General features: G+C 47.5%; 9 protein-coding genes. 5 read left to right on the plus strand and 4 right to left on the minus strand.

Translation table 11 applies throughout. The features are described from left to right. Nucleotides 1-114: 114 nt before the first annotated feature. Both NK638_RS01405 and NK638_RS01410 read right to left on the minus strand, forming a co-directional pair. Nucleotides 115-1596 (minus strand): ATP-binding protein, encoded by a 1482-nt coding sequence (locus NK638_RS01405; protein WP_274631638.1) that lies wholly within the window; start codon nt 1594-1596, stop codon nt 115-117. Then, complete coding sequence (locus NK638_RS01410) at nt 1593-2303, minus strand: heavy metal response regulator transcription factor (RefSeq protein ID WP_274631672.1); 711 nt, start codon at nt 2301-2303, stop codon at nt 1593-1595. The genes NK638_RS01405 and NK638_RS01410 overlap by 4 nt, the downstream gene beginning before the upstream one ends. 264 nt (nt 2304-2567) lie before the next feature. Between NK638_RS01410 and NK638_RS01415 the strand changes: the two genes are divergently transcribed. The 5 genes from NK638_RS01415 (at nt 2568) to NK638_RS01435 (ending at nt 7412) form a co-directional block, all read left to right on the plus strand. Continuing rightward, a complete protein-coding gene (locus NK638_RS01415; RefSeq protein WP_274631639.1) occupies nt 2568-3167 on the plus strand; it encodes a DUF411 domain-containing protein in 600 nt (199 codons plus the stop codon). A 125-nt stretch (nt 3168-3292) separates the two neighbouring features. After that, nucleotides 3293-4996, plus strand: coding sequence for a copper resistance system multicopper oxidase (locus NK638_RS01420; protein ID WP_274631640.1), 1704 nt, complete (start codon nt 3293-3295; stop codon nt 4994-4996). 24 nt (nt 4997-5020) lie between these two features. After that, nucleotides 5021-5968: a copper resistance protein B gene (locus NK638_RS01425; protein WP_274631641.1), complete on the plus strand. Its 948-nt coding sequence runs from the start codon at nt 5021-5023 to the stop codon at nt 5966-5968. A gap of 126 nt (nt 5969-6094) precedes the next feature. Beyond that, on the plus strand, nt 6095-6565 hold the full coding sequence (locus tag NK638_RS01430) for a DUF305 domain-containing protein (protein ID WP_226940946.1): 471 nt from the start codon (nt 6095-6097) through the stop codon (nt 6563-6565). Between the two features lie 106 nt (nt 6566-6671). Continuing rightward, nucleotides 6672-7412, plus strand: coding sequence for a MauE/DoxX family redox-associated membrane protein (locus tag NK638_RS01435; protein WP_274631642.1), 741 nt, complete (start codon nt 6672-6674; stop codon nt 7410-7412). Nucleotides 7413-7738: 326 nt separating this feature from the next. Here NK638_RS01435 and NK638_RS01440 read toward each other — a convergent pair whose 3' ends face one another. Both NK638_RS01440 and lptD read right to left on the minus strand, forming a co-directional pair. Then, a complete protein-coding gene (locus NK638_RS01440; protein ID WP_274631643.1) occupies nt 7739-9124 on the minus strand; it encodes a peptidylprolyl isomerase in 1386 nt (461 codons plus the stop codon). Between the two features lie 174 nt (nt 9125-9298). Beyond that, nucleotides 9299-12553 carry an LPS-assembly protein LptD gene (lptD, locus tag NK638_RS01445; protein ID WP_274631644.1) on the minus strand — a complete coding sequence of 1085 codons (3255 nt, stop codon included), beginning with the start codon at nt 12551-12553 and terminating at the stop codon, nt 9299-9301. Nucleotides 12554-12687: the final 134 nt, after the last annotated feature.

Below are 12687 nucleotides of genomic sequence, written 5' to 3' on the forward strand. Positions count from 1 at the left end.
ACGATTAAGTTTAAGCAAGTTTCGCCTCAAACATTAGATTGTTTGAGGTTTTTTTGTGTCTGCAAAATCTGTTGGTAAAAGACAAGTATCCATAGCTGATGTGTTTGGACTCCACTATACTTGTGCCAGATACAGCTTAACACTCACGGCAAAGTACTCATGATCTCTGATGCGAATGCTGACAGTACCGTCATGGGCTTGGGCGATGGCTTGTACGATAGATAGCCCCAGCCCTGATCCAGCATGCATGTTGGTAGTGGTATGATGACGATGAAAGCGCTCGAACAGCTTGTCTGCTTCTGCTTGACTGATAGGCTGCGCCATGCGATTGGTAATGGTAATGATGAGCGCTGACCGATGAGCTATACTGATGTTAGAGGGTTTGGTAGGTTGCAGCTCCGATGGGTCTTCGATGGCAGCGTCGACGCTAATGACGCTGTCACTGGCGGCGTAATGTATGGCGTTTGACATAAGGTTGGCAAACAGTCTTTGTAGCAGACCTTCATCGCCCAATACCACCTCAAAACTGCCTGTTTTTTTAAAGAGTAAGTGGCGGTCTTCGGCTATCAACTCAAAATAATCCAGTAGTTTTATGATCAACTCCTCAGTATTTACTGGCGCAAGCTGTGAGTCATTTAGCCCTTTTTGGGTTTTGGCAAGCAGCAGCATATTATTGATGAGACTTGATAGCTGCTGGAGTGTGTCGTGCTGATGGTGTAGCTGCTCGATGTATTCTTCCGTATCTCGGGTCTTACTCAGCATGACTTGGGTCTGTGTGCCAAGGGTGGCCAGCGGTGTGCGCAGCTCGTGGGCGATATTGTCCGAAAACCGCAGTAATGAAGCAAAATTACCCTCAAGTTTACTCATCATGAGGTTGTAAGACTCGGCCAAAGGCCGTAGCTCGCGCGGCATGTCACTGACGCTCACTCTTTCATCCAAGCGCTCTGGATTGATGCCTTGCATCTTTTGTACAATGGTGGATAAAGGCGCAAATCCCCAATAGACACTTAGGGCCGCAACAGAAACCAGTAACAACGTAATCGCAAGTAAAATCAGGCTTAGCTGACGATTGAACTGTAAAAGGTACTGATGATGGACATCGATTGGTAAGGCAATCAAGGCGAGGATCTGCTCGTCTTTGATGAGCACTGCGCGGTAGTTTCGGTCGTTGATTTTGGTGACAAATTGCTGCTCGTGATGCGTTTGCCATAATGACCAAAGGTCAAAGTCCGCGGGCAGCTCATGGCTAAAGCCACTTGGCGCACTGGACAGTCGATGCCCTTGTCTGTCAATCACTAGGATTTTTAGATTATAGTCTGACCATGAGGCGTGCAGGTCATCAGGATAAAGTGGCGCTGAAGGCGTAGAGGACAATGGCAAAGTCGCCGTCGTGCGTTCATTGAAATAATCGGCACGTTTGCGCAAATTAAAGGCAGCATGTGTGATGATCTCTGAGTCCATTTGCTCAAAGTGGCCGCTGACCGAGCGTTGTACCCAAATATAAATAACGATTTGGGAGATGACGACAACGATCGTCAATAAAAAAATCGTACGCCATAATAGTGGTAAGCGCCGATTATCAAAGCGGTATTTCATCGCGCGTTATCCGTCTCTGCTATGGTAGTATCTGTCGCATCTAAGCGATATCCCATGCCGCGCACGGTGTGAATCAGCTTGGTCTCATAGTCATCATCGATTTTGAGCCGTAGGCGTCTGATGGCCACATCGATGACATTGGTATCACTATCAAAATTCATGTCCCATACTTGTGAGGCGATGACAGAGCGCGGGAGCACCTCACCTCGGCGCTCTAATAAAAACTGCAACAAAGCAAACTCTTTGGCCGTCAGCTTAATGGCTGTATCGCCTCTATGCACAGTGCGCTTGGCGATATCAATCTGTAGGTCTGCTATCTGTAATATCGTGCTGTTATAGTCTGCTTGATTGGCGCGGCGCAAGAGGCTTTTTATACGCACGATCAGCTCGGCAAAGGCAAAAGGTTTGGTCAAATAATCATCGCCGCCGATCTCGATGCCTTTGACTCTATCGCTTAACTCGTCTTTTGCGGTCAAAAACAGCACAGGCGTCTGCTTGCCGGCAGCGCGATAATTGCGTATCAGCTCAAAACCGCTGATATCAGGCAACATGACATCCATCAGCACCACGCTATACTCATCGGTCATGAGTGCATGATAGCCATCTAGACCCGTCGTATGATGCTCAACGACAAACCCCGATTCTGTCAGTCCTTTTTTTATATACTCACCAAGTTTGATCTCGTCTTCTACCAATAATACCTTCATCATCCCACCTCGCAGATTAGGTTCATAGCATAAGGCCATACTAAAGGATTCTGTCTGCTATGAACATCGAGGGTGGCAAAGATGACAGGATTGTCATCTGCATGTCATCTGCCGGTCAGAATGGGGTCGCTAGTATATAGGCTATGAACGGCATCGGCGGCCGCTGCCTTTATAACGGCTGTTGACTTAGTAAAAGGCCGCCCGCTTTACAGTATTATCTGATACAAGGCAATAGGATAAAAAAGGATAAAAAAGGATAAAAACATGAGGTTTAATACAGACCATAAGTGGTTGGGTGGCGTTGTTTTATTGACGGCGAGCGTTGGGCTGATGGCTTGTAGTCAGCCAGATGTCGATGCAGCTGATAAGCAAACGACGGCGAGCACACAAGTACCAGTAGAGGCTATAAGCCCAGCGTCAAACACAAAGGCATCAGACCTGCAGCCGTCATCCACCATTTTACAAAACGTCTCGGCCACCGTCTACAAAGATGCCAATTGTGGCTGCTGTAAAGAATGGATCGGTCATGCCGAGGATCATGGTATGACGGCAGATGGTCAAGACGTCACCGACTTAGCGGTATTTAAACAGCGCTACGGTGTACCTAATAATATGCGCTCTTGCCATACTACAGTGACGAGTGATGGTTATGTGTTTGAAGGTCATGTACCAGCCAAGTACATGGCACAGTTCCTAAAAAATCCGCCAAGCGAGGCGATTGGTCTTGCGGTGCCGGGTATGCCTATGGGCAGTCCAGGTATGGAGTATCAAAACAGATTTGATCCGTATCGAATCATGCAAATTAACAAAGACGGTAGCAGCACGGTTTATGCACAAATTGAGTCGCCGCAGCAGCAACTATAGTTTGAAGCGTTTTTAGAGATTTTAGTATTTATTAATTCCTTATTACGAGTCATCTTATGAATAATAAAAATACGCTCAACCGTCGTCATATTGTATTTTATTAATTCCTTATTACGAGTCATCTTATGAATAATAAAAATACGCTCAACCGTCGTCATTTTTTGACAGGATCGTCTGCCTTGGTAGGGGCGTCCATGTTATCTAGCCTGCCAACGATGGCAAATAGTGCGCTTGCAGGCTCGCAAAGCAAGGCGGTCATTAATAGCGATAGACCCGATCATCAAGTGCCTATCTTGTCGGGTGATGAGTTCGATCTGTATATCAGCAAAAAGTCTGTTATCGTCAATGGTAAGTCGAGTATAGCGACGCTGATTAATGATTCCTTACCGGCGCCAACGCTGAAGATGCAAGAGGGCGATACAGTCATCATCCGCGTGCACAATCAGATGGGTGAGCCGACTTCTATTCATTGGCATGGTCTGCTCGTACCTTTTGAGATGGACGGTGTGCCGGGTATTAGCTTCGATGGCATCCCTGCCAATAGTACCTTTACTTATAAGTTCAAACTCAAACAATCAGGGACTTATTGGTATCACTCGCATACAGGCTTTCAGGAGCAAACGGGTATGCGCGGCGCGATCGTCATCGAGCCAAAAGGAGCGGAGCGCTATCCGGTGGCAGAAGATCATGTGATTTTGCTCAGTGATTGGACGCATCGCGATCCGCATACGTTACTCAAACTACTCAAGCAGCGCGCTGACTTTGATAATTATCATCTACCCGATTTTAAAAAGCTCCTCTCGGATATCGCTGCCACCGATTTAGAGGCGGCCTTTGATAAGCGCAAGATGTGGAATCAGATGCGTATGATGCCGACTGATTTTAGTGATTTATCGGGTGAGAAAACCTTTACTTATCTGATCAATGGTAAAACCACTGTCGCTAATTGGGCGCAGCTTGTCAAAGCAGGACAGCCGGTCAAGCTACGCTTTATCAATGCTTCTGCGCAGACGATATTTGATGTGCGCATACCCGGTCTTAAGATAAAAGTCGTCGGTACGGATGGCAATGATGTCGCGGCAGTAGAAGTCGATGATTTTCGTATTGGCGTTGCTGAGACTTACGATGTCATCGTCACGCCAACTAATGAAGCCCATACTATCTTTGCGCAAAACATCGATCGCACCGATTATGTGACCGCAACATTAGCCACTAAAAAAGGCGGGCGCGCTGCCACGCCTAAGATGGACAGCATTGAGTGGCTGACGATGGCCGATATGATGGGGGCGATGGGTGACAAGGGTTATGACGCGCACCATGCCAAGACCGAGTATGATTTTAAGACCGATATGCGCGTCGATAGTGCGCGCATGAATCTCGATGATCCTGGGATTAATCTGCGTAACATCGATAGAGAGGTGCTGACGTATAGCCAGCTGCGTTCTGTCGGCAATGAGATAATGAGTGAGCAGCGCACACCTACGCGTGAGATTGAGATTCATCTAACAGGCAACATGGAGCGCTATATCTGGGCGCTCGATGGCATCATGTTTAAGGATGCGCCGCCTGTCAATATTAGGCCGGGTGAGCGCGTGCGTATTACCTTAGTCAATGACACCATGATGAGTCACCCGATGCATCTGCACGGTATGTGGAGTGATTTGCGCGCGCCTAATGGCGACTTTCAAGTACGCAAGCATACTATCTTAGTGCATCCTGCGCAAAAGGTGAGCTTTGATGTGACGGGCGAGGCAGGACGCTGGGCTTGGCATTGCCATCTGCTTTATCACATGGAAGCAGGTATGTTTAGAGAAGTTGCTGTCGTTTAATGAATTGTGGAATGTGAGTTTGTTATGAAAACAATTAAAAAAAGTCTGCCATTCATTGGCGTGTCATCATTCGCATTGCTAGCGTCACCCTTAGTATCAGCCGAAATGAACATGTCAGATATGGAGCACAGCAGTATGGACATGTCGAATATGAACCATAGCGGTATGGATATGACAGATGATATGGCGGATATGGATCATGGTGATATGGACATGTCAGGTATGGATCACAACAGTATGGATATGTCAGGTATGCAAGGTGGCGAGCCGGCTGCTGATGCGCGTAGCCCTGATTACTCCAATGGCATAGGCTATGGCGAGCATGGTAAGCCGGTGATGATGGGTAGTTTGCCGACTTGGGGTATATCGGTAGATAATTTGGGCTATCAGTTTGAAGAGGATGTCGTCAACTTTGAGATCGAAGGCTGGCATGGTGACGATAGTCATCGGGTAAGGTTGCGTACCGAGGGTAGCGCCAAGACCAAAGACGATAAAGCCATCGATAGCCTAAGCTCGCTGGCTTATTGGCAACCGCTTGGTGTCTTTTGGAATGGCGAAGCGGGCATCGCTTATAATACTGAAAATGACAAAGCGGCGCTAATGGCGGGTATCGTCGGCACTGCGCCTTACTTTATTGAGACGGATGCTAGAGCCTATATTTATACCGACGGTCAAGTCCAGCTTGATCTTGGTGCAGAGTATGAATGGCGCTTGGATCAGCATTGGGTGGTCATACCTGAAGCTGGGTTAACGGTATTTAGCAAGGATGATACTGACAATAACATTACCAAAGGCTTTAATGAGTTAGAAGCTGAAGTTCGGCTCACCTATGAGATGCTCAGTCGTCAGCTGTCCCCTTATGTGGGTTTTAGCTACGAGACAGCATTATCAGATGCAAGAAACTTACGTCGCCAAAACAACGAAGATGTTGATACCAGTAGCGTCACGGCAGGGGTAAAATTTTGGTTTTGATTTAGACTCGTACTTCAGTCTTAGTCTATCAGTTTTGTAAAGACGTGCTTACTAACTGCCTTAAGATTAATATAACGATCATTACTGGCATTTATCCATATAGGTGTCATTTATGGAGATAATCACATGGATATGAATAATAATAAATCGCAAATGAACCCGTATCTGAAGTTTTTTTTGATGATACTTACCTCGACCATCGTCATGTACATCATGATGTACTTTAATACGTATAAATGGGATCACGTCTATTTTAGTGAGACCCGTGCTTATATGGCGCTATATATGGGTGCGATGATGGCCGTTATCATGCTTGCTTTTATGGGTAATATGTACAAAAAAACCAAAGTCAATTTGATGATTTATGGCTTAAGTGTCGTGCTATTTGCCTTTGGTCTTTGGGGCGTGCGCTCACAACAAACCGTCGATCAAGTCGATTGGATGCAAGCGATGATACCGCACCATTCAATCGCTATTTTGACCAGTGAGCGTGCCGATATCGATGACCCGCGTGTTCGTCAATTGGCAGATGACATCATCAAAGCTCAAAAGCGCGAAATCGGTGAGATGCAGCAGCTGATAAAAGAGCTAGAGTAGCCGAGCAAAGGCGGCGGGTTTGACCGCTAATGTGTCCATATTCGTACTGACTACAACGTTTGCACACTGAGCTATCGGTGAGAATAAAGTGAAGGGAGTATTGAGCATGAAAACAGCAACCGTCTACCGTCTGGTAAAAGCCGATCACGTTTGCCCCTTTGGATTAAAGGCGCTCGATTTATTGCAGCGTAAAGGCTATGAGATTGAGGACAAACCTTTAAACAATGATGCTGAGACGCAAGCGGTCAAAGACAAATTCAATGTCACTACCACCCCGCAAATACTTATTAATGGCGAGCGCGTAGGTGGCTATGATGACCTGCAAGCCTACTTTGGTAAAAAGGTTGCTCAAAAGGAGGGCTTTAGCTACACGCCGGTGATTGCCATATTTGCTACCACCGCGCTGGCCAGCCTTTCGCTGACTTGGGGCATGAGCGATACGCTATTGACGATACAAACGCTTATTTGGTTTATCGCCTTATCGATGATTGTGCTTGCCATTCAAAAGCTACAAGATTTAGAAAGCTTTACCAATCAGTTTTTGGGCTATGATTTATTAGCACGCAAAGTTGTACGCTATGCGTATGTTTATCCTTTCGCCGAGGCTTTTGTCGGTATTGCCATGCTCGCAGGTGTGGCATGGCTGAGTATCATAGCGGCTGTCGTTGCGATAGTTATCGGCGGTATCAATGGCGTCTCGGTGTTCAAAGCAGTGTATATAGACAAGCGTGAGCTTAAATGTGCTTGCGTGGGCGGTAACTCAAATGTACCGCTTGGTTTTGTGTCGTTGACCGAAAACATCATGATGGTCGCTATGGGGATTTATATGCTGGTTAGGTTTTTATAATCGTGTTTGTAATCGATTGAATTGATAATAGAAATACAAGCGTTAGGTGTGTTTCTTACGATAATCTGCCGCCTACTAAGCAACAAAAAAGGGTACAAGCGCTGGCATATACCCTTTTTTTTTGACAGTGGTGTTTTTGTCGATGTTTATACGACAGCTTATGTTTATATAGTCGATTCTAAATAAAACAGATACATTATATATCAACGTGGAACTGGTATAAATTTTCCTTGCGTGCTTTGCCTGCGCCGACAGAGGCTGCGTAAAATTTATCCCAGTCCCACTGTATCGTTTTTATACTGAACTCACTATATACCGATAGCCACTTAGCCAAGCACTTGGATATAAGCGCCCGCGCGTAGCTCTTGGAGCCAGTCTTCTTTTGCTTGCGGCGCTAGGCGTTGATACAGGGCTTGACGTGCCATATTGCGGCGATATTCGTCGCTGACGTCTTGCTGACGCTTGCCTTCGACTTGCAGGATATGCCAGCCAAACTGCGTTTTAAAAGGAGCAGAGTAGTCGCCCACGGTGGTGTTTTTCATCATGGCTTCAAATGGGCCTATCATATCGCCTTCACTAACCCAGTCCAAATCGCCGCCGCGTCCGGCAGAGCCTGGATCATCTGAGTAGGTCGAGGCTAAGCTTGCAAAGTCAGCACCACCGCGTAGCTGCTCATATAGGTCATTGATTTTTTGTTCGGCGAGGGCGTCTGTCTGCAGCTCATCGACTTTGACGAGGATATGACGAGTATGCCACTGCGGTACCAGCATGGTGTCACTGGCTTTTTTGTCAGCCAGTTTAATGATATCGATACCCTCTGGTGTGATGAGCGGTGCACTGACGGCGCCTACATCGAGTTTGGTAATCTCGCTAGATAGTTCTGTCGGTAGAGATGCTGCTTTATGGAAGCCCATATCGCCACCTTGCAGCGGGATAGGGTAGCTGCCTTGACTGGCGGCGATGGCCTCTGTGACATCGACATTTGGCGTAAGCAGGCGCGTACGTAGGGCTTGAGCGACTTTTAGTGCTTCTTCGCGCTGCACCTCGGATAGACGGCTATAATCGTCCATATAAGGCACGCGCACATGAATGGTTTGGTACTCACTTTGGTTTAGACGTTTGGCTTCAGGTGAGGCCAAAAACGCATCGATGTCTTGCTCACTGATGCGTACGCGGCTACTGATTTGGCGCTGCTGCAGTGCCTGAATAGCGGCGTCTTCGATCAGTTGCGCGCGCAGAGCAGCATAGCTACCAGGTTGGGCGGCATCTAGGCGCTGTTGCAAGGCTGCGATACTATCTAAGCCTTCAGCCTGTGCGATTTGGCCAAGACGCTGATTGATAGCCGCGTCATCGGGCGTCAGGCCGATGCGTTTGACCATCGATAGTTGTAACTCACGCAAGATAAGGGCGTTTAGTACTTCAGACTGTAGCTGTGCTGAGTTGGCTATCGGCTCGCCCGCGGCTTGGGCGCGCGCCTGAGTTTGCTGAATGGCCTCAACCAACTCGCTTTTTAAGATAGCGTTTTCATTGACCAAAGCGATGATGCCGTCGGTACTGTTTGCTGGTGTTAAACGACTGGTGCTGGTTGGGTCAGCAGCTTGGACGCTCGCAGGCTTGACGGTTGCCGCTTGAGCACTCAAAATGAGCGCAAGGCTGGCACCCGTAGATAGCAGTACCGCGCGGCTGGTCTGACGTACAGAAAAAAATCTCATGATGCTCCTCATCAATGTCATCGCATCGGATGGTAGTCGGTTAACTCTACCCAATACACTTAATAATCAAATAATAGACAGGGTTGTCCCTAAAAGCCTAAAAATACAGGGTTATAAATATCGGTACTATAGCCCTACAGTATCATTGCTGCGTCACATAGTACCTATCATGTCTTAGTCTTTCCAAGCGTTTTGTACAGGCTCAAAACCTAAGATTTTGTCAGAGAGCAGGCGGGTCAAACGGCTGCTACCACTGCCCAAACCATTTAGTCTAATCTCAGCCATCACCGCTTGGGTTGGTTCGTCCTTTACATTGAGGTCATTATAGTAACGACGACCATAAACTGCAAAACCAAAACAGCAGTCTTCGTAATCGACACCGACTAAAGAGTCGAGCATTTTATCACGGTTATAATCGTATTGACCCTGTGCCAATACTCGCCAATTGTTGTTGATAGGAAAAATGGCGGAGGCGGTAAAGGCAGACAATGGCAGTTGATCGGTGTTTTCGTCACGTTGACGCTTGACAAACCCGACGTTAAACAAACTATTGTCCGACGGCTGATAACGAAGCTCAGTGGTCACATAGTTTAGGTCATAGTCATTGGTCAAAGCACCGCTGACATCGACCCAAAAGTTGTTATAAGGCTGCGTACTGGTATTCCACACCATCCCAGAAGACGAAGAGGTAAAGACTGGCTGCTCATTCTCTAAGGTTACGCGTCCATTGTCGATATAAAACTGCTCTGCAATGCTACCATCAAAACGTGTCACACCCGTTGCATCGATGTAACGATAATTTATACCTGGCGTGATGGCGTGCAAATCTTGCAGACGATCGTGACCTAAAAACCAACTGTCAGAAAATAACTGTTCATAGTTGATAGAGGCAATACGGGTGTTGAAGTTTGGGATGTCGTTTTGATCTTTGTATGGCGAGTAGGTGTACTTTAAGCGTGGGCTGAGCAAACGGTAACCGCCCATGGTCTCATCAAACGCGCCAAATGGTGAGCCTGCTTGATAGAAGTTCAGTCCAGCGTCGATACTGGCCTGCGGTACAAAGACTGACTGGCTACCATCTTCTTTACTCAGCTGATTGTCTGCCAAGCTGTCTTCGTCATAAGACGTATACAGGTGCTGGAGGCTGAGCTTGGGCTTGACATAGCCCCATGAGCTTTCGATAGGGTAGACGGCGCTGATTTTATTATAAAGACGTGTGCCACTTTTTTCGTTTTCTGAGCCATCATCGATGGATTTTTTGAAATAAGCGGAGTCATGGACACCAGTTATATCAAAATTATTAGCAGTGGGCAGGCGATAGTTTACGCTTAGCTGAGGTAAGCGTGAGTATGGCTTGTCCTTATCTTGCAACGCCTCGCCATCACCATTGAACGCATCGAGCGTCTGAAAAGTCTCAACTTTTAGCTCGCCACTGACATAGTCGTTATAGTAGTTTAGGCGCGCCCGTCTTGGTAAGTTTACTGTACTATCAGATAAGCCGAGGGTATCAAAATCATCGAGATAATCTGAGTCTGACACGTAGCTGTATTTGGCATCGCCACTCAACCGCGGAATGCTCTTAGAAGACCATGCATGATCATAAAAAAAGCTACTGCGATCTTCATCACCATACTCTCGATCGCTTGGCAAATAAGAGCCATTAAAGATACCTTCGCCGTAGTTTTCGGTCAAATAACGAAACTCACCTGATAGCATAGGATTGCGATCGGTATAGATGTGCGTGTTGAGCGTGGCATCATAGTTGGGCGCTAAGTTAAAATAATAAGGCACATCAACTTCTAAGCCGTTTTCACTACTGACACTGGCGCTGGGTAACAAAAACCCGCTGCTACGCCGACTGTCGATCGGGAAGTTAAAATAAGGCAAGTAAAATACGGGCACATCGGCGACACGAAAAGTCGTGTTATACGCCTCGCCGCGACCGGTATTGGTATCTAAATCGATGTTTTTAGCGTCAAATTGCCATTTGCGATTGGTCGGTGGACAGGTGCTAAACATCACCTCATCGAGCTCATACTGCGTCTCATTGGGTCTGTTTAGCTGCTTGGCATAGCCATGAGCTTGTAATTCGACACTGGCAAACGCCACGTCTTTGGCAGTGGATTGGCCTGTTTCGGTGTTGTAATTGAGGCTATCGGCCACCCCGATGAGGCCGCCTTGCGTCGCTTTGTCTGTCAAATTGACTTGGGTTTGGTTTGCCTTGCGCTGCGCTGCTCGCCTGCCAGTTGCCTTGTCCGTAAACATGACTTTGCCTTGCGCTGCCGCCACACCGCTGCCCAAATCCAGCAATACTTTGTCAGCTTCGATATGCTGGCTGCCTTGGTTGATAATGACATTGCCTGATAGCTCAGCATAGTCGACGTTGTCATAATAGCCGTAGTCTGACTCTGAAAATAGCGGCGCTTGCTGGTTTGGTATCTCACTGACATTCGGTGCGGTTTGTCCATTGATGCCGCCTGCTTCATTGACTGCCCGCTGATAATTGGGGTTGCGTTTAGGATAGACCCATTGACCCTCACAGCGCTGGGCACTATCGATTGCTCTAGGTAGCAGCTCTAGATTGCGACCAACCTTTGGAATGGTTTGTGCACTCGGCATGAGCGCCTCTGGTAGCGCATTTGTCCCATCGTCTGGCAGACTCATGCTGCTATTGGTGTTTGGTGCCGCTGCCTCAGTCTCAGGTGTAAGCTCATAAAACTCAGCCAACCGTTTGAGGCTGTCTTGAATACTCTCGTCGCTGTTAGTGATATCAGTACCATTATTATCGTTATGGGTATCAGCGCCAGCGTTGTTGTGGATACTGTTACTGGTATCAACCTCAGGATTGACATGATGATCTCTAGTGGCTGTGGTATCGATATCTAGAGTGCTGACCGCTTGCTCAGGCGTTTGCATGGAGGCATTGTCGGTATTGTTGGTGCCGGTAGGCTCATCAAAAAAAGTGTCGCCGCCATACTGCGCATCGAGCGTGTCGGGTATTGCAGGGGCTGGCACAAATGCTGGCGGCAAGACAGAGCCTGAGACGCTACTGTCGTCATTGCTATTGCCGTGGTTATTGATCGCTGTTGTCCCAAGTGACGGGCTTGGCGTACTGTCGCTATCACTCGATGCACGGGCATTGTTTGCATGGGTATGGTTTACAGTTGGATTTTTTGCGCTGGGTGGCACGGTGCTTTGAGGATAAAGGATATCTTGGTCAAAAGCATGGTGGGTGTCTTTTGCCACACGACTGGCAGACTGATTTGCTGCCAGATAAGCAGGACGGTGCGCGCTATCTGCAGACAGGGGCTTGGTCGTTTGTGTCTGTGGTTCTGCCTCGCTGAGTGTGGCATTGACCGCAAGGCTCGATAAACCTAACGCGCCAAATAAGATCAAACGAATGCTTTGGTAGAGCGAAGAATATAGCAAGGGCACACCTATGATTGCAGAGCCGGTTAGATTGCGATACGTAATTGAGTAGCTGTATCTTTTAGATACTGTTATACATCAGCGCCGACAGATTGACCTTATTATGCTAAATGGTGCCAACAGTCAGGCGGTTT

The sequence above is a fragment of the Psychrobacter sp. A3 genome (genome assembly GCF_028823565.1).
Classification (GTDB): domain Bacteria; phylum Pseudomonadota; class Gammaproteobacteria; order Pseudomonadales; family Moraxellaceae; genus Psychrobacter; species Psychrobacter celer.